Genomic DNA, 17,471 nt, shown 5'->3' with positions numbered 1-17,471 from the left:
CCAAATCGCGCGCTCCCACTATGCACTTTTCCGCCCCCGAAGCCATGCGCAGTCTATCCGGCAAGCTGCTGGGACTCACCATTGTCTGGCTACTACTGGCCATGACATCTATTGGCTATACCCTTATTCTGTCCTGGAAACTTGAAGGAGGTGCTGCTGCCATTAATGATGCGGGCAGCCTGCGCATGCGTAGTTATCGTGTGGCGCTGATGGTCAGCGAAGGTGCCAGCTCAGCCAGCATCACCCATGAGGAAAAGCAGTTTGCAGACACCATGACACGGCTACAGCGCGGAGATCCTGCTCGACCATTATTCCTACCGGACAATGCTGCAGTGCGCCAGCAAGCCGTATTGATCTTGAAACAATGGCAATACCAGATTCTCCCCATGCTGGAGCAAGCAAGGCGCGGCCAGGTCACAGGTCCCACCATGCCGATACTAGATATCAGCGGATTTGTAGAACAAATAGACCGCCTAGTACGCCTAGTGGAAGAAGATAACGCCAAAAACACTACATTACTTCGGTTGTTTCAAATGGCCCTGATGGCGATGGCCATCATCGGCGCCATCACGATGATGTACCTTCTATTTCTGCTTATTATCCGTCCGTTAAATACCTTGGGCGAAGGGATAGTACAGCTACGTGACGGACAGCTGGCTACACGTGTGCCCGTAGTAGGGAACGATGAGCTGGCTGATATTTCACACGGATTCAACCAGATGGCCAGCCGCTTGCAAGAGCTATACACCACACTGGAAGATAAAGTACGCGACAAAACCCGCTCCCTAGACGAAAAGAACCGTCAACTAACTGCACTTTACGGTATTACCGCTTACTTGCATGAAGCTCACGAATTGGCAGATATGGGCCGTGGTTTTATCGAGCAACTCATGAAACTCACCGGGGCTGATGCAGGCAGCATCCGACTCGTAGACAGTAAGCGAGGCCGATTGGAACCCCTAGCACAGTTGGGTTTACCTGTACCTTTGCAGCAAGAGAATGACTGCCAGCAAATTAACGGCTGCTACTGCGGCGATGCCGTAGCTCAGCCACAAGCCATCGTACGGCTCTTTCGCAAGCTACCTAGCGATGAAGAGAAGCATTGCCAACAAGCTGGTTTCTCAAGCGTAGCTATTTTCCACATTCGTGCCAAGCAGCAGAACGTTGGTATCTTTACCCTCTATTTCCGCCACGCCACACAGCTACCGCAGCATGAACAGTTTCTAATAGAGACCCTAGGAAATCACTTAGGTGTAGCCATAGAAAACCAACGTCTGGCCGCACGCGACCGCCAGTTTGCCGTATCAGAAGAGCGCAATCTAATGGCGCAAGGCTTGCATGACAGCATCGCGCAGTCACTATCATTTCTGAACTTGCAGGTACAAATGCTGGAAAGTGCCTTGCCTGCCTATCTCAGCCCTGAAGCACGTGAAAATCTAGCATTCATCCAAGCAGGTGTTCAAGAGTGCTACGAAGACGTGCGCGAGCTACTACTGAATTTCCGTACTCGCATTAGCAAGCAAGACTTTCTAGCTGCTGTAGACAGCCTGTTGCAGCGCTTTGAAACTCAGGCTCGCGTGCTGACACAATTCAACATCAGTGGTAACGGTCTCCCACTCACGCCAGATCAGCAACTACAGATGATCTTCATTCTGCAAGAAGCACTATCGAACGTACGCAAGCACGCACAAGCGCAGCGCGTAGATATACGTATAAGCAACGAAGACGACTTCGTCATGGAAATTGCTGATGATGGCTGTGGCTTCGATGACAAATTGATGGAAGCCCGTAAAGACCGTCATGTCGGACTCTCCATCATGCAGGAACGCGCGGCTCGCATCCATGCCAGCATTCAGTTCACCCCCCGGGCAGGCAACGGCACCATGGTGACAATTACCCTGCCCCGCACAGAAAGACAAGCCGCATGACCCCCCTCCTTCGTATACTGCTAGTCGATGATCACACCCTTTTCCGTAGCGGCCTCAAAGCCTTGCTTCAACGCCAAGCTGACTTGGAAGTAATCGGCGAAGCCGCAGATGGCCTGGAAGGTGTCAAAAAAGCAGAGCAACTCAAACCTGACATCGTTCTACTGGATCTGGACATGCCGGTCATGAACGGCCGCGATGCACTGGCACAGATGCTCGTTAGCCAACCCGAGTTAGCTGTGCTGATGCTGACCGTATCCGAAGACGGAGAAGACCTAGCCGAGTGTATGAAGACTGGCGCTCGGGGCTACCTGCTGAAGAATATTAATGCTGACTTCCTTCTGGACAGCATCCGTCGTGCAGTGGATGGCGATAGTGTGTTATCACCGGAAATGACAGCCAAGCTAGTAGCTCGACTACGTACACCAATACCTGTCGCACCACAAAGTGAGCTGGACAGCCTAACACCGCGTGAGCGCGAAACACTTAGCCACCTTGCTCGCGGTGGAAGCAACAAAGAAATTGCTCGCGCTCTAGACCTAGCCGAAAGCACAGTGAAAGTGCACGTGCAGAACATTCTGCGCAAGCTGGGCATCAGCAGCAGGGTACAAGCTGCTGTGTACGCAGTAGAGCACGGCCTGGAGAAGCTCTAGCCCGGATACCTTGGCAAGAATTACAATATTCTTGTCTGTTTGTAGTGTCTCTTAAGTATTAAAAAAGCCACGCGCTTAACGCGTGGCTTTTTTGTGATAAGAGTACACAGGACTCAGTCAACCTTACCATCCAACCGCGGCTGAAGGTACATGGGAATCACACGTACCGCCCAGACAAACAACACCGCCAACCAAGCAAGTGACGCAAATGCAAGCCAACCGGCGTGGTTACCAACTATCGCCAGAAAGACACGCCATAGAGCGATAAGGTACAACAGTACGTAAAGAACCACAAAGCCGCGGTCAGCCTGTAGTGGGCGACCACTGTGGCCAAGACTGACTCGCGTGACAAACGCCATCAGCATGGTACCCGCAAAACCCAGCCCCAATGCATGCACTGGCGCAGACCCCACCGGCTGACCTAGTGCAGAAGCGGCTTGCAGCAACAGCGCAGGTACCAACCAAACGAAACTGAAATGCAACATGGCCAGCAGGCGGTTCTGCAAGCTGACGCGCAGGCCCCAGCGAGCACTAGTGTAGGCCAGGCTACCAGCCATTAGCATAGCAAGTACCGCCTCCAACTTATGCAATCCGGCCAAGTTAGCCACCGCCAGCAATACGCAGCAGGCCAGCCAGCAGTGCAACAAATGCGCAGGCCGCCACGATTGATGAGTGGGTAAGACCGCCTGTGTGAAAAACGGTAGCATGCGATGCGAAACCGTCAGGAATACCGGCAGTAAAAAGCACCAAAACAAGCCCTGCCGAGCTGCTGCCCACCAGATGTCGTTGCCGCTGATCACCCAGCAGCAAGCGAACAGCATAGCACCTAACCCGCCAAGCATAGCCAGCAGTATGGCAACTCCATGAAGCCGATCAGTTATTTGGCTGCGATGGCAGATTGCCGCCCAGCGCCAGCAGCTACCAGCCCATTGGGCCACAATCAGCAGCAGCCCTGGCAACGGCCAGACACCGCCCAGCATGAAACCGAGCAGCGCTAGCCAGATACCCACGAGGGCTAGCAGCGCCTGCGACAGATTTCCCCGCTTGGGCGTGCCATCGGCTACGCTCAGCCAACGCGGACCAGCGGTAAACACAAAACCCTGCATGAACAGAGGAAACACAGCCAGTGGTGTCAACAGCCCGTGCACCGGAACAGCCGCGTAGGCCTGTTGAGGTGCCAGTAGCCAGGTCAGCGCCCACCAGAGGCCTTGGCTGAGTACAGCCAGCACGCCCGCCAGAAAGAACGCTCGGTGAGGTACGCTATCAAGACGGGTACGTAAACTCAGCGGCGGTGCTGATGGCACCGCTTGCGGGCTGAGCCTGATGCGCCCAGAGGCAGCAGGCTGCACATTCAGGGTTGGCCGCATGTTTTAGCCCCCGCTACAACCGCAGCCACCACCCCCACCACCACAACTGCCGACTGGCGGCGGCGTGGCGTCATCCTGGTCCGAACCGGCCGGGAAGACCGAGAAATCGAATACCACTTCACCAGGCTGCTGCGAAACAGCCACGATCTGCACCTGATCCTGGTAGCGCTGACGAATTTGCTGCAGCAGTGGCACAGGCTCGTGATCGTTGACGAAGCGCATAATTTCACCGCGATTCAGTTGCTCCAGCGCACCAAATATGGCGGCATGACGAAAGCGCTTGGCGACGCCACGTGCGTCGAATAAATGTACGGTTAGGTCTTGCATATTTGCTATCCACAGGGTTGAACTTGCTTAGCGTGTTACGGGGAGCAGAGTCATACTTCCTTGAGACAGGATAAGGATTTCAGCTCGGCAAGGCGGTCTCGGCTTGCCAGTGCCCGCTGTGTCCCCCTTGCTTTTCCAACAGTCGTATGCCACCGATCCGCATACCTCGATCGATAGCTTTCAGCATGTCGTACACCGTGAGCAAGCCGGCCATCACCGCGGTCAGCGCTTCCATTTCCACACCGGTGCGGCCAACAGTCTCAGCCGTCACCACCAAACTCAGACGGCACGCCGTATCGTTATAGCGAAAGGTGACAGCAACATGAGTCAACGCCAGCGGATGACAAAGGGGAACAAGGTCAGCCGTACGCTTACTGCCCTGAATAGCCGCTAGGCGGGCGATGCCCAGCACATCGCCCTTCTTACTGTTGCCGGCCTGCAGTACAGCGTATGTGTCGGCATGCATGTCGATATGACCGCAGGCCACCGCCGTGCGGCGGGTTTCTGCCTTATGGCCAACATCCACCATGTGGGCTTGGCCGCTAGCATCGAAATGAGTAAGATTGCTCATACGCCTGCACCCCAGCCGTATACTGGCAGTAAGGTACCTGGCTCTACCACTTGCCCAGGCTGCAGCCGCGCTAGCCCGTCTGACCATACGCAGGACGACAGCACTGCCGAGCCCTGTTGTGGGTAGGCATGCAACACGTGGCTGGTGCCATCTGGCACCACGCGTACCCGCAAGAATTCCTCCCGCCGCGGGTCTGGCCTTGGCCAGCGAAAGCTGGCTGGCAACCAACCCTGCGGCTGCCAGCGAGGTAGCACCTCGCCTTGACGGGCACGCAGAAAGTCTCTCACAAGCACGATAAAGCCCACCCAGGCAGCCACTGGATTACCGGGCAAACCGATAAAGTCAGCCTGCCCTACGCGCCCAAATGCCAGCGGCTTGCCCGGCTTGATCGCGACTCGCCACTGCTGTAGCTCGCCTTCGGCGCAAACCGCCGCCTTGACGTGATCTTCCTCGCCAACCGATACACCGCCACAGGTCATTACCACATCGGCAGCCTGGCCAGCATCGCGCAACAGTTGCCGCGTGTCGGCCAGTCGATCCGGCACAATACCCAAATCCAGCACCTCACAACCCAACGCCCGCAGGGCAGGTACCAGCCAGTAGCGATTAGCGTTATAGATGTGCCCAGGCAAAGCAGGTCTCCCCGGTTCTTGCAGTTCGTCACCAGTAAAAAACACAGCCACACGCAACTGCGTGTAGACCGGCAATGAGGCCACGCCCACAGATGCGGCCAAACCCAGATGAGCCGGTTTAAGGCGTAGACCACCGGCCAGTACGCTGCTGCCGTCGGTGATATCCTCGCCACGGCGGCGTATATTCAGCCCGGACCTCACCACGTCGTCAAACATCACACGTCCATCGGGTAGCGTGCTGGTGTGCTCCTGCATCACCACGGCATCGGCACCTTCGGGCAGCATTGCGCCAGTAAAAATGCGTGCCACACTAGCTGGCAATAATGGTGAAGGCAGACTGCCGGCGGGCAGACGCTGGCTAACCTCGAAAGCCACGCCTGGTTTTAGTTCGCTGCTTCGCACGGCGTAGCCATCCATAGCACTATTATCGTGCGGGGGCACATCCAAACGTGCCACTAAAGGCCGGGCTAGCACTCGATGAGCAATATCCAAAAGGGGTAGGATTTCGCTCTGGGCCGGCGCACGGGCGCAAGCCAACAGCGCATCGCGGGTGGCATCCACGCTTTGCATACTTGTCTTTCTTGTGAAGTCATTAAAAACGACGCCGGCACAAGCCGGCGTCGTTAGCGCTGCAACCAGCAAAAGCCGGTGCTGGTTTAGCGGCGAGGACGCACCAGCTGCCAGCTGCGACCCAGGTAGCCAACGGCACCAAAGCCGCTCCAAACGTGTACGAGACGGGTAAACGGGAAAATCACGAACAAGCTCATTCCCATGAACAGATGGGCCTTGAACACTGGCGAGGCGTCAGCGATGAAACTGGCCGCATCACCACGGAAGGTCACCACGTGTTGCGCCCAGGTCATCAACAGCACCATTTCGTGACCGTCCATGTGCTGGGCGGAGACGGCGATGGTGGACAGGCCCAGTAGCAGCGTGGCCAGAATCCACAGCAGTACCAACTTGTCGCGCCAGGTGGTGTTGGCAGCCAGGCGATCGTTACCCAAACGGCGTGTCAGTAGAATAAGCACACCAATCAGGCACAACGTACCCATAATGCCGCCAGCAGTCATGGCAAAAGCTTGCTTGAAACTGTGAGTCACACCCAGTGCATCCCATACCGCTACTGGGGTCAGCAGGCCCACTGCATGGCCGAAGAACAGACCAATGATGCCGACGTGGAACAGGATGTTGCCCAGGCGCAAGCTGCCACGGTGCAGTAGCTGGCTGGATTCGCTTTTCCAGCTGTACTGTTCGCGTTCGAAGCGCACCAAGCTACCCAGCAGGAAGATCGCCAGCGCGATATACGGGTAGATCCCGAAAACGAATTGATGCAGATAGTCCATTGTTTTCTCCTTGCTGTGGCCAACCTTAACGACTGGCCACATGCGTGGTTAACGGGTAGCAGCGTGGCCCTTAGGATAAAAGTTGACTGTGGCCACAGACGGCATAGCTGGCTTCAGTAGAGGCTCCACACCGTCGACTCCGGGGCCGAAGGTTTCCAGAGCCTCGTCCATGTCGCGGACCGGCGGTACCGTCAACGGCTCGGGGGCCACTGGCGACAACCACACCAGCGCATCCAGCACCCCGGCGTAAGCCGAGCCGCTATCTGCCAGTTTCTTGGACACGTGGGCCAGCACATGTACGGCATCACCCAGTAAACGAGCGGCTTCGTCAGCCTCGCACAGCGAAATGAACTCAAGGAATAGCGGCACATAATCAGGCAGCTCATCAGCTACTGGCTCAAAGCCATGCCGACGATACTCATCAATTAAGTCCACCATGGCTTGGCCACGGGCACGATCTTCGCCATGAATGTGCTCGAACAGGTGCAGCGAATGACTGGGGTTGCGGTCGAATAGCTGTACATAGTCTTGCTGCAACTCTATCAAGTCCCCTTCTGATAACCTTGTCAGTAACGGCTGGACACCACGTAATACATCCGGCTCCACGGCAAGTGTGTTGGCCAATTCTGGAATAGCTGCTTGTAATTCAGCCTCCGGGTACACCAGTAATGTGCTCAGTGCACGGTAAACAATGCTTGGTGTCATGACTTACTCCCGGTGTTGGCTTTGCGATCGCGCCGCATATCGTGGAACACAATAGGCGTGGCCTTCTTCTTGCCAAATAAGCTAGATTCAGATGATCCGCCAGAGCAGCCGTTACCAAAGGTGAAGCCGCAGCTGGCCTTGTCATCAAAGGTGTTTTCCACCATTTCCTTATGGCTGGACGGGATAACGAAGCGGTCTTCGTAGTTGGCGATGGCCATCACCTGGTACATTTCTTCGACTTGAAGAGGTTTTAGGTGCGTGCCTTTCAACGTGGTCTCATCCACTTGCTTATGGATACTCTTGGCGCGCATGTAGCGGCGCATGGCGACCATGGTCTCCAGCGCTCTCACCACCGGCTCTTCCTTGCCGGCAGTCAGCAAATTGGCCAGATAACGAATCGGGATACGCAGGTCTTTCACGTCTGGGATGATGCCGTTTTCGCCGATCAAACCGTTTTCCATAGCACTCTGGATGGGAGATAGCGGCGGGATATACCACACCATCGGCAGCGTGCGGTATTCCGGATGCAGTGGAAATGCCACTTTCCATTCCATGGCCATCTTGTACACCGGTGACTTTTGCGCTGCGGTGAGCCAGGCTTCCGGAATGCCCTGCTTGCGAGCCTCTTCCTGCACGGTGCTGGAGTGCGGGTCCAGGAACACACCCAGTTGCGCCTCGTACAGGCTCTTCGGGTCTTCCACACTGGCGGCGGCTTCGATCTTGTCTGCGTCGTACAGCAGCACACCCAGGTAGCGAATGCGGCCAACGCAGGTTTCCGAACACACAGTAGGCTGGCCGGCCTCAATGCGCGGGTAGCAGAAGATGCACTTCTCGGCCTTACCGGTGGTCCAGTTGTAGTAAATTTTCTTGTACGGGCAGCCAGACACACACATGCGCCAACCACGGCACTTGTCCTGGTCGATCAGTACAATACCATCGTCTTCACGTTTGTAGATGGAGCCAGACGGGCAGCTGGCCACGCAGGCCGGGTTCAGGCAGTGCTCGCACAGGCGCGGCAGGTACATCATGAAAGTGTTCTCGAAGGCCGAGTACATTTCCTTCTGGATGCCCTCGAACAAGGCGTCCTTGCTGCGCTTGCTGAATTCACCACCCAGGTCGTCTTCCCAGTTCGGGCCCCATTCGATTTTGTCCATCTTCTTGCCAGTCAGCACCGATACCGGACGGGCGGTAGGCGGCGTGATCATTTCCGGCGCGTTCTGCAGGTGCTCGTAGTCGTAGGTAAACGGCTCGTAATACTCGTCGATAGCCGGTAAGTTGGGGTTAGCAAAAATATTGGCCAGAATCTTCAGCCGGCCGCCCTGACGCGGCTCCAGCTTGCCATTAGCTTTGCGTACCCAGCCGCCCTGCCACTTATCCTGGTTTTCCCAGTCCTTGGGATAGCCGATGCCGGGCTTGGTTTCCACGTTGTTGAACCAGGCGTACTCGATACCGTCGCGGCTGGTCCACACGTTTTTGCAGGTTACCGAACAGGTATGGCAACCGATGCACTTGTCGAGGTTGAGCACCATACCGATTTGGGCACGGATTTTCATGTGAAAAACTCCTTGTCTTGTGACGCTAGCAGGCTGCGGCCTGCTAGCGTCACGTATCCAGTCTGAGACGGCTTACTCGGCCAGTGGACGATCCATCCAGTCCACGTTCTTCATCTTGCGTATCACCACGAACTCGTCGCGGTTTGCGCCCACGGTGCCGTAGTAGTTAAAGCCCCAGGCCAGCTGTGCGTAGCCGCCGATCATGTGCGTGGGCTTGGTTACTGTTCGTGTCACCGAGTTGTGGATGCCACCGCGCTTACCGCTGATTTCGGCACCAGGCACGTTCACGATCTTTTCCTGGGCGTGGTACATCAGGCTCATGCCTTCTGGCACGCGCTGCGATACCACGGCGCGGGCAGTGAGCGTGCCGTTTACGTTGAATACCTCGATCCAGTCGTTGTCCACGATGCCGGCCTTCTTGGCGTCAATCTCGGAGATCCACACGTGTGGGCCGCCACGGCTTAGGGTGAGCATGCGCAGGTTGTCGGAGTAAGTACTGTGGATACCCCACTTCTGGTGCGGCGTAATCCAGTTCAGTACGATTTCGCTGTTGCCATTGGGCTTCTTGCCCAAGATGGCAGCCGTGGTTTTCAGGTCCACGTGCGGGCGGTACACGCACAGGCCTTCGCCGAAGGCGCGCATCCACTGGTGATCCTGATAGAACTGCTGGCGGCCGGTGAGCGTGCGCCATGGGATCAGTTCATGTACGTTGGTGTAGCCAGCGTTGTAGCTCACCTCCTCGCTTTCCAGACCGGACCAGGTTGGCGAACTGATGATCTTGCGCGGCTGGGCCTGTACGTCACGGAAGCGGATGCTGTCGTGCTCGCGCGGCAAGGCCAGGTGAGTGTGATCACGGCCGGTTACCTTGGACAGCGCATCCCAGGCTTTTACCGCCACGTGGCCATTGGTTTCCGGAGCCAGTGTCAGGATCATCTCGGCAGCGTCGATAGCGCTATCCAGACGCGGCTGGCCGTCGGCCACCCCGCCCTGCACCGTCTTGTTGAGGCCGCGCAATACATCTACTTCGTGCGCAGTTTTCCAACCGATACCCTTGCCGCCGTTACCCACTTTTTCCAGCAAGGGGCCAATAGCGGTAAACTTGTCATAAATCTTGCGATAGTCGCGCTCAACCACCGTCATTTTGGGCATGGTTTTGCCAGGCACTGGTTCGCACTCGCCTTTTTTCCAGTCGCGCGGGTCGAACGGCTGGCCTAGCTCTTCTGGCGTATCGTGCATTAGCGGGGTCAGTACCAGATCCTTACGGGTACCCAGGTAGTCACCACCAACGTTAGTGAGCGCCTTGGCAAAACCCTTGTAGATCTCCCAGTCGCTGCGAGCTTGCCACAACGGCTGCACGGCCTCGGACAGCGGGTGGATGAAGGGATGCATGTCGGAAGTGTTCAGGTCATCCTTCTCATACCACGTAGCCGTCGGTAGCACGATGTCGCCATACAGGCAAGTGGTGGACATGCGGAAGTCCAGCACAACCAACAGGTCGAGTTTACCTTCGGCTGCCGGTCGCACATTGATTTCGGTAGGCTTGATGCAGCCTTCCTCGCCATTCATTACCGCGTTTTGAGTACCCAGCAGGTATTTGAGGAAATACTCGTGGCCCTTGCCAGAGCTACCCAGGATGTTGGAACGCCACACGAACATGTTACGCGGGAAGTTTTTCGGGTTGTCCGGGTCGTTACAGCTCATATCCAACTTGCCAGATTTCAGCTGCGACACGGCGTAGGCCACCGGGTCTTGCCCTGCGGCTTCAGCATCGCGCACCACGTCAAGCGGGTTGGTGGTGAGCTGTGGTGCAGACGGCAGCCAGCCCATGCGCTCGGCCTTGGCGTTGTAGTCGATCAGCGCCATATTGCCCATTTTGCCATCGGCAGTAGGAGCCAGGATTTCACCAACTCCCAGTTTCTCGTGACGCCACTGGCTGGTATGGGCATAGAAGAAGCTAGTACCATTCATCTGGCGCGATGGGCGTACCCAGTCAGAGGCAAAAGCCAGCGGTGCCCATCCTGTCTGCGGGCGCAACTTCTCCTGGCCCACATAGTGGCACCAGCCACCACCACTCTGACCGATACAACCACACATCATCAGCATGTTGATGATGCCGCGGTAGGTCATATCCATGTGATACCAATGGTTCAGCGCGGCGCCGACGATTACCATCGAGCGGCCATGTGTCTCGTCGGCATTACGAGCAAATTCCCGAGCCACCTGGATCACCATCTCTGGTTTTACGCCGGTATGCTTTTGCTGCCAAGCCGGGGTGTAGGGCACGTCGTCCATATAGTCGCGCGCCACGTTGCCGCCGCCCAGACCACGGTCGATACCGTAGTTGGCCGCCATCAAGTCGAACACAGTGGCCACCAGCGCGTCGCTACCGTCGGCCAGACGAACCCGTTTTACCGGGACGTTACGCTCCAACAGCTCGTCATGCTCGCTGCCGAAGTACGGGAAGCCCACACCCACCACGGCGTCACGCTGGTCGATCAGAGACAGGCGGGCCTTGATGTCGCGGCCATTGCCGGCACCGTCTTTTTCTTCCAGATTCCACTTGCCGCTTTGGCCCCAACGGAAGCCCACCGAACCATTGGGCGCTACCAGCTCGCCGCTAAGCTCGTCCAGCACCAGGGTTTTCCATTCGGGGTTGTTGTCCTGGCCCAGGTTGTCCACCAGGTTGGATGCACGCAGGAAGTAGTCCGGCACATAGCGACCATCCTGAGCTTTCAGCGTCACCAGCATCGGCATGTCGGTGTACTGGCGTATGTAGCCGGTAAAGTAGTCGGATGGCTTATCGAGGTGAAATTCTTTGAAGATAACGTGGCCCATAGCCATGGCCAATGCCGCGTCGGTACCCTGCTTCGGTGCGAGCCAAATATCGCCAAACTTAGCCATTTCGCCAAAGTCGGACGAGACGGCCACCGTTTTGGTGCCCTTGTAGCGCACTTCGGTATAAAAGTGGGCATCCGGGGTACGCGTCATCGGAATGTTGGAGCCCCACACCATCAGGTAGTTACTGTTGTACCAATCTGCCGATTCGGCTACGTCAGTCTGTTCGCCCCAAATTTGCGGGCTGGCTGGCGGCAAGTCGCAGTACCAGTCATAAAACGATAGCGGCACCCCCCCGATCAGGCTTAGGTAACGGCTGCCAGCGGCATAGCTCACCATCGACATCGCTGGAATGGGTGAAAAGCCTACAACGCGGTCAGGACCATAGTTTTTGATGGTGAACGCGTTTGCTGCCGCAATTATTTCGTTTACTTCGTCCCAGCTAGCACGAACAAAGCCACCCTGGCCACGTTTACTCTTATATTCATTGGCAGTTTCAGGATTCTGGCTAATGAGCTGCCAGGCATCAATAGCACCCATCTTCTGCCTGGCCTCTCGCCACATCCTCATCAGACGGCCACGTACCATGGGGTACTTCACACGCTGTGCCGAGTAAACATACCAGCTGTACGACGCACCACGCGGACAGCCGCGCGGCTCGTGGTTAGGTAGATCCGGCCGCGTGCGCGGGTAGTCTGTCTGCTGGGTTTCCCAGGTAATCAGCCCGTTCTTCACGTAAACCTTCCAGCTGCAAGAGCCGGTACAGTTTACGCCATGGGTGGAGCGCACAATTTTGTCGTGCTGCCAGCGCTGCCGGTAACCGTCTTCCCACTTACGATCTTCGTTTACTACTGCGCCGTGGCCATCAGCAAAGGTGGACCTTACCTTGCCAAGAAAATTTAGTCTGTCGAGAAAGTGGCTCATTTTGCCTCCGTGTGTTTGCCGCCGCTGCGGCCTGCTTAGGTTGGCCGCAAGCGGTATGCGGATACCCCGATTCACGCTACCAAGCTTAGGCGCAGGCCAGCTCGCCTCCCATTCCCCACTGGTGGCAAACTGCAGCGGCAGAGGGAGGAGTCCTCCTACTCCCAAAGGCTTAGCCACCAACGCTATCTCCATCCGTACATTCACCGTCCGGCTTAGCGAACAGCGCATAAAAAAACGCGCCCCGTAGGGCGCGTGAAAAGAAGCAGCGCGTCGCACCGCTTGGAGAAAACGATTTAGCTCAACACGGAATTTCCGCGCCTTTGCGGGCATAGAACCACCAGTTCACCAGCATGCAGGTCACATAAAAAGCGATGAAAGCATACAGCGCGGCTTCTACCCCCCCCGTCAGGGCAATCGACGTGCCGTAACTTTTGGGAATGAAGAAACCACCGTAGGCACCGATGGCACCGGAAAAGCCCAGCACCGCAGCCGCCTCCTTAGTTGCATCGGCCACTGCCTGCTTTTGTGCTGATTCGCTACGACCTGCCATACGTTTGTGTAGTGTCAGAAAGATGGCTGGCACTTGCATAAAGGTGGAACCATTACCAATACCCGTCAGCGCAAACAGACAAAGGAACATCGCAAAGAAACCCTGGAAATTACCACCCTGGCCAGCGTGAGGGAGGAAACCGATTACAGCAAATACAGCCGCGATCATCAGTAAAAACACCACCTGAGTCACGCGAGCGCCGCCGATCTTGTCGGCCAACCAGCCGCCAATCGGACGTGCCAACGCCCCCACCAGCGGGCCGAAGAACACGTATTTGGTGGGGTCGATATCGGGGAACTGGCCTTTGACTAGCAACGGGAAGCCCGCCGAGAAACCGATAAAGGAACCAAAAGTACCGATATACAGCCAGCACATCAGCCAGTTGTGCTTGCGCTTGAAGATCACCGCCTGATCGGCAAACGACGCTTTGGCCGAGGCAAGGTCATTCATGCCGAACCAGGCCGCCAGCGTGGACAGCACAATGAACGGCACCCACACGAAGCCGGCGTTCTGCAACCACATCTGCTTGCTGGCCGCACCTTTTACCCAGGTTTGCGGCTCGCCGCCAAAGCTGCCGAACAGGCCCATGGTGATGACGATAGGCACCACGAACTGCACCACCGATACGCCCAGGTTACCTAGGCCGGCGTTCAGACCCAGCGCGGTGCCTTTTTCGGCTTTGGGGAAAAAGAAGCTGATGTTGGACATCGACGAGCTGAAGTTGCCGCCGCCAAAACCACACAGCAGCGCCAGGATCAGCATGGTGACGTAGCTGGTGGAGGTGTCCTGCACTGCAAAGCCGATACCGATGGCCGGGATCAGCAGGCTGGCGGTGGAGATAGCCGTCCACTTGCGACCACCGAAGATCGGCACCATGAAGCTGTAGAAAATGCGCAGCGTGGCGCCGGACAGCGCCGGCAGCGCTGCCAGCCAGAACAGCTGGTTTTGCGTGTAGTTGAAGCCGATATTGGGCATGTTCAGTACCGCCACACTCCACACTTGCCAGATGATGAAGGCCAGTGTCAGCGCGGGGATAGACAGCCATAGGTTGCGGCGTGCCACCGGCTTACCTTGTTGTTGCCAGAAGGCCGGGTTTTCCGGCTCCCAGCGGTGAAGGACGTGTTCAGACATGATTCGCTCCCTTGTCGGGGCGGCCCCTGCCGCCCCGGTTTGTTAACCGAGAAAACAGGTGCCTTGCTAGTTGTTAGCCGCAGGTTTGAGCACGGCATGTCGAGCCTGAGCTACCGGTTTGAACGAGAAGTGCATCCAAACCAGGCTGACGCAAACAGTACCGTACAACAACATGAACGAGCTAGAACGTACACCAGTCAGGTCCACCAGCAGACCAAACAGGATGGGCAGCAGAAAGCCACCCAGGCCGCCGGCCAAACCAACTACGCCAGAGACGGCACCGATATTGTCGGGAAACTCGTCCGCGATGAACTTGAACACCGACGCCTTGCCGATAGCCATGGCGACGCCTACACCAAACAGCAGCAGCGTGAACCAAGTAGCACTCAAACCAATCTCGAAGCCCTGGGGGCCTTTAACGGTCTGAATGACAAAGTGAGTTTGCGGATAAGACAAGATAAAGAAAGCAACCCAGCACGCCCACATCACGCCCCAAGTCACTTTGTAAGCACCATACTTGTCTGATAACCACCCCCCCAGCGCACGCAAAACGCCACCAGGCAAGGAGAAGCAGGCGGCAAGAAAAGCTGCATGCTTGATATCGAAGCCATATTCGGCCACGTAGTATTTCGTCATCCACAACGCCAGTGCCACATAGCCGCCAAACACCACGGAGTAGTACTGGCAATAGCGTAACACTGCTGGGTTTTTCATTAGTGCCAACTGCTGGCTCAAACTAGCCTTACTGGACACAACATGCTTTGGATCGTGGTAAGAGAAAACCCAAAATAGAATGGCAGTCACCAACATAATTACGGCGTACACGGTAGGCACCATCTGCCAGCCAGCGGCAGCAATGATGCCAGGTGCGACCAGCTTGGTAAGCGAAGAGCCCGCATTACCTGCACCGAAAACACCCATAGCCATGCCTTGCTGTTCCTTCCGGAACCAGCGCGCTACATAAGGCGTACCTACTGAAAACGAACCCCCAGCCAAACCGACAAATAGACCGATGGTGAGAAAGTGCCAGTACGCAGTGGCAAACTGCATAATGTAAATGGGTACAACACTGGCCAGCATTAGCACAAACAGCACGATGCGACCGCCAAAGCGGTCCGTCCAGATGCCCAGCGGCACGCGGATCAACGAGCCTGATAGCACCGGTGTGGCCGCCAAAATACCGAATTGGGTTTCACTCAAGCCCAATTGCTGCTTGATCGGAATGCCCAGTACAGCAAACATCATCCAGATCATGAAACAGACAGTGAACGCCACAGTGCTACTAGCCAGCACCGCGTATTGCTTATAAGCCGGGGATGCCATGACACATTACCTGTACGAAAGAGTCAGAGGCATGCTATGCCCCGTCAACGTGTACGGGTATTGGCCGGAGGAGTAAGAACAACCCTGCCGATGACGTAGCCAGATAAGCAGGTGGGGAGTCCAGAACTAAGCCGGAATAACTAGAGGTAATTTACGCAGTAATTTTTACAAAAGCACAGGCGACATCAGCCACGCTTCCAGGTAACAAATCCTGAAGTAGATGACAAGGTTGGCCACAACGATAGGGGCCAAGCAAAACAGACAGCAAGACACCACGCAGCGGCGTACCGGAAGCAGAATCTACAGATCAGGCCCAGCGTGCAGCGGCATCATCATCGCTGGCCTTGGCGTCCACCCAGCGCAGACTGCCGTCGGCAAAGTGTTCGCGCTTCCAGAACGGTGCTTCGGTTTTCAGGTAGTCCATCAGGAAGGCCGCGCCGGCGAACGCCGCCGCGCGGTGGCCGGACGCCACCAGCACCAGCACGATGCCCTCGCCCGGCGCCAGGCTGCCCACGCGGTGAATGACCCGCACCGCCGTCAGCGGCCAACGTGCTGCGGCGTCCTCGGCGATGCGGCAGATTTCGGCTTCGGTCACACCCGGGTAGTGCTCCAGGAACAGTGCCGTCAGCGGGATGGCAGCGTCGTGACCGCGCACCATGCCTTGGAACGCCACCAGCGCGCCGGCATCGCCGGCTTGCGCACGCAGCATCGCTTCTTCGGCGCCCAGGTCAAACGGCGCGGTCTGTATGGTGATATCGCAATGCATGTCAGCCCCCTGTTACCGGCGGCAGAATGCCGACTTCGGCACCGACGGGGATGTCGGCGTCACCGCGCACGATCTGTTGGTTGACGACCAGGCGGAACACCTGGCCCTCGGCCAGCGCGCCGGCCCACGCCTCACCACGACTACGCAGTTGCGCCAGCAACTGGCTGGTGCTACCACCAGCCCAGTCCAGGTTTTCGTCGGCACGACCGACGGCGTCTTTGAGGCGACCAAAGTACAGGATGCGGATGCTACTCATGCTTGTTGCTCCCACCAGCGCAGCACAAAGGCGGCAATGGCATCGATATCGTTGAGGTCGAGTTGTGGCACTGCCAGTGCCGGCAAGGTAGCGTCGCTAGCTACCGCGAGAATGTCTGGATCGTCCGGTTGCAGCAAGGGCTTACCCAGCGCCGAGCGGTGTACCTCCAGCTTAGGCACCGCTAGCCACTTCTGCCCTTCCAAAATCACCAGGTCTACCGGGTGTAGCCGTGCCAGTTGTGCTGCCAAGTCTAAGGGCGCTGACAGGTTTTCATAGACGGCTAGGCCGCGTTCACCCAGCAGCATTACCTGTGCCGCACCGGCTGCTCGGTGGCGGTAGCTATCCTTGCCTGGGGTGTCGAAATCCACCGCATGGTGGCTGTGCTTAACCACGGACACGCGCAAACCGGTTGCGGTCAAGCAGGGCAACAACTGCTCCAGCAGCGTGGTCTTGCCACTTCCAGACCAACCCGCCAACACAAGAAGTGGTGTAGCCATATCACACATCTGCACGCTAAATGACCTAATCTGCTATTTCAGAGTCAGCAGCACTACGCAACAGCCAGACTAAATATCTTCGCGACGTATCGTTCTGCTAACTCCGGATTGAT

Annotated in this window: 15 protein-coding genes; 2 read left to right on the top strand and 13 right to left on the bottom strand. The window is 56.8% G+C overall.

Annotation, left to right across the window (positions count from 1 at the left end; genetic code table 11):
* Nucleotides 1-44 precede the first annotated feature (44 nt).
* Together PQU95_RS01750 and PQU95_RS01745 are read left to right on the top strand one after the other, a co-directional pair.
* Nucleotides 45-1,928, top strand: coding sequence for a type IV pili methyl-accepting chemotaxis transducer N-terminal domain-containing protein (locus tag PQU95_RS01750; protein ID WP_272750418.1), 1,884 nt, complete (start codon nucleotides 45-47; stop codon nucleotides 1,926-1,928).
* Nucleotides 1,925-2,578, top strand: coding sequence for a response regulator (locus tag PQU95_RS01745; RefSeq protein WP_017507106.1), 654 nt, complete (start codon nucleotides 1,925-1,927; stop codon nucleotides 2,576-2,578). Before PQU95_RS01750 ends, PQU95_RS01745 begins: the two co-directional genes overlap by 4 nt.
* A 113-nt stretch (nucleotides 2,579-2,691) precedes the next feature.
* Here PQU95_RS01745 and PQU95_RS01740 read toward each other — a convergent pair whose 3' ends face one another.
* The 13 genes from PQU95_RS01740 to mobB form a co-directional block, all read right to left on the bottom strand.
* Nucleotides 2,692-3,945 carry an NnrS family protein gene (locus PQU95_RS01740; protein ID WP_081600539.1) on the bottom strand — a complete coding sequence of 418 codons (1,254 nt, stop codon included), beginning with the start codon at nucleotides 3,943-3,945 and terminating at the stop codon, nucleotides 2,692-2,694.
* Between the two features lie 3 nt (nucleotides 3,946-3,948).
* On the bottom strand, nucleotides 3,949-4,272 hold the full coding sequence (locus tag PQU95_RS01735; protein ID WP_017507104.1) for a DUF2249 domain-containing protein: 324 nt from the start codon (nucleotides 4,270-4,272) through the stop codon (nucleotides 3,949-3,951).
* A gap of 79 nt (nucleotides 4,273-4,351) precedes the next feature.
* On the bottom strand, nucleotides 4,352-4,843 hold the full coding sequence (gene moaC, locus PQU95_RS01730) for a cyclic pyranopterin monophosphate synthase MoaC (protein ID WP_017507103.1): 492 nt from the start codon (nucleotides 4,841-4,843) through the stop codon (nucleotides 4,352-4,354).
* Nucleotides 4,840-6,045 carry a molybdopterin molybdotransferase MoeA gene (locus PQU95_RS01725; protein ID WP_272750417.1) on the bottom strand — a complete coding sequence of 402 codons (1,206 nt, stop codon included), beginning with the start codon at nucleotides 6,043-6,045 and terminating at the stop codon, nucleotides 4,840-4,842. The genes moaC and PQU95_RS01725 overlap by 4 nt, the downstream gene beginning before the upstream one ends.
* A gap of 86 nt (nucleotides 6,046-6,131) precedes the next feature.
* Complete coding sequence (narI, locus tag PQU95_RS01720) at nucleotides 6,132-6,818, bottom strand: respiratory nitrate reductase subunit gamma (protein WP_272750416.1); 687 nt, start codon at nucleotides 6,816-6,818, stop codon at nucleotides 6,132-6,134.
* Nucleotides 6,819-6,866: 48 nt separating this feature from the next.
* Nucleotides 6,867-7,523, bottom strand: coding sequence for a nitrate reductase molybdenum cofactor assembly chaperone (narJ, locus tag PQU95_RS01715; protein ID WP_272750415.1), 657 nt, complete (start codon nucleotides 7,521-7,523; stop codon nucleotides 6,867-6,869).
* A complete protein-coding gene (narH, locus tag PQU95_RS01710) occupies nucleotides 7,520-9,076 on the bottom strand; it encodes a nitrate reductase subunit beta (protein WP_017507099.1) in 1,557 nt (518 codons plus the stop codon). Before narH ends, narJ begins: the two co-directional genes overlap by 4 nt.
* A 72-nt stretch (nucleotides 9,077-9,148) precedes the next feature.
* On the bottom strand, nucleotides 9,149-12,835 hold the full coding sequence (locus PQU95_RS01705; protein WP_017507098.1) for a nitrate reductase subunit alpha: 3,687 nt from the start codon (nucleotides 12,833-12,835) through the stop codon (nucleotides 9,149-9,151).
* A 298-nt stretch (nucleotides 12,836-13,133) separates the two neighbouring features.
* Nucleotides 13,134-14,516, bottom strand: a complete 1,383-nt coding sequence (locus PQU95_RS01700) for a NarK family nitrate/nitrite MFS transporter (RefSeq protein ID WP_017507097.1) — start codon at nucleotides 14,514-14,516, stop codon at nucleotides 13,134-13,136.
* Nucleotides 14,517-14,582: 66 nt separating this feature from the next.
* Nucleotides 14,583-15,839 (bottom strand): MFS transporter, encoded by a 1,257-nt coding sequence (locus PQU95_RS01695; protein ID WP_272750414.1) that lies wholly within the window; start codon nucleotides 15,837-15,839, stop codon nucleotides 14,583-14,585.
* A gap of 307 nt (nucleotides 15,840-16,146) precedes the next feature.
* Nucleotides 16,147-16,605 (bottom strand): molybdenum cofactor biosynthesis protein MoaE, encoded by a 459-nt coding sequence (locus PQU95_RS01690; RefSeq protein ID WP_017507095.1) that lies wholly within the window; start codon nucleotides 16,603-16,605, stop codon nucleotides 16,147-16,149.
* A 1-nt stretch (nucleotide 16,606) separates the two neighbouring features.
* A complete protein-coding gene (locus PQU95_RS01685) occupies nucleotides 16,607-16,861 on the bottom strand; it encodes a MoaD/ThiS family protein (protein ID WP_017507094.1) in 255 nt (84 codons plus the stop codon).
* Complete coding sequence (gene mobB, locus PQU95_RS01680) at nucleotides 16,858-17,358, bottom strand: molybdopterin-guanine dinucleotide biosynthesis protein B (protein WP_038296597.1); 501 nt, start codon at nucleotides 17,356-17,358, stop codon at nucleotides 16,858-16,860. The genes PQU95_RS01685 and mobB overlap by 4 nt, the downstream gene beginning before the upstream one ends.
* Between the last annotated feature and the right edge of the window lie 113 nt (nucleotides 17,359-17,471).

The sequence above is a fragment of the Vogesella aquatica genome, assembly GCF_028548455.1.
Lineage (GTDB): Bacteria > Pseudomonadota > Gammaproteobacteria > Burkholderiales > Chromobacteriaceae > Vogesella > Vogesella aquatica.
Note: the sequence above shows the minus strand (reverse complement) of the source record. Positions and strands in the feature narration are given on the sequence as shown.

What these genes read in the sequence shown, in the direction of transcription:
- PQU95_RS01740 (WP_081600539.1), bottom strand. Translation starts at nt 3,945, where the DNA reads ATGCGGCCAACCCTGAATGTGCAGCCTGCTGCCTCTGGGCGCATCAGG.
- narH (WP_017507099.1), bottom strand. Translation starts at nt 9,076, where the DNA reads ATGAAAATCCGTGCCCAAATCGGTATGGTGCTCAACCTCGACAAGTGC.
- mobB (WP_038296597.1), bottom strand. Translation starts at nt 17,358, where the DNA reads ATGGCTACACCACTTCTTGTGTTGGCGGGTTGGTCTGGAAGTGGCAAG.
- PQU95_RS01705 (WP_017507098.1), bottom strand. Translation starts at nt 12,835, where the DNA reads ATGAGCCACTTTCTCGACAGACTAAATTTTCTTGGCAAGGTAAGGTCC.
- PQU95_RS01685 (WP_017507094.1), bottom strand. Translation starts at nt 16,861, where the DNA reads ATGAGTAGCATCCGCATCCTGTACTTTGGTCGCCTCAAAGACGCCGTC.
- PQU95_RS01690 (WP_017507095.1), bottom strand. Translation starts at nt 16,605, where the DNA reads ATGCATTGCGATATCACCATACAGACCGCGCCGTTTGACCTGGGCGCC.
- PQU95_RS01735 (WP_017507104.1), bottom strand. Translation starts at nt 4,272, where the DNA reads ATGCAAGACCTAACCGTACATTTATTCGACGCACGTGGCGTCGCCAAG.
- narI (WP_272750416.1), bottom strand. Translation starts at nt 6,818, where the DNA reads ATGGACTATCTGCATCAATTCGTTTTCGGGATCTACCCGTATATCGCG.
- PQU95_RS01725 (WP_272750417.1), bottom strand. Translation starts at nt 6,045, where the DNA reads ATGCAAAGCGTGGATGCCACCCGCGATGCGCTGTTGGCTTGCGCCCGT.
- PQU95_RS01750 (WP_272750418.1), top strand. Translation starts at nt 45, where the DNA reads ATGCGCAGTCTATCCGGCAAGCTGCTGGGACTCACCATTGTCTGGCTA.
- PQU95_RS01700 (WP_017507097.1), bottom strand. Translation starts at nt 14,516, where the DNA reads ATGTCTGAACACGTCCTTCACCGCTGGGAGCCGGAAAACCCGGCCTTC.
- PQU95_RS01745 (WP_017507106.1), top strand. Translation starts at nt 1,925, where the DNA reads ATGACCCCCCTCCTTCGTATACTGCTAGTCGATGATCACACCCTTTTC.
- narJ (WP_272750415.1), bottom strand. Translation starts at nt 7,523, where the DNA reads ATGACACCAAGCATTGTTTACCGTGCACTGAGCACATTACTGGTGTAC.
- moaC (WP_017507103.1), bottom strand. Translation starts at nt 4,843, where the DNA reads ATGAGCAATCTTACTCATTTCGATGCTAGCGGCCAAGCCCACATGGTG.
- PQU95_RS01695 (WP_272750414.1), bottom strand. Translation starts at nt 15,839, where the DNA reads ATGGCATCCCCGGCTTATAAGCAATACGCGGTGCTGGCTAGTAGCACT.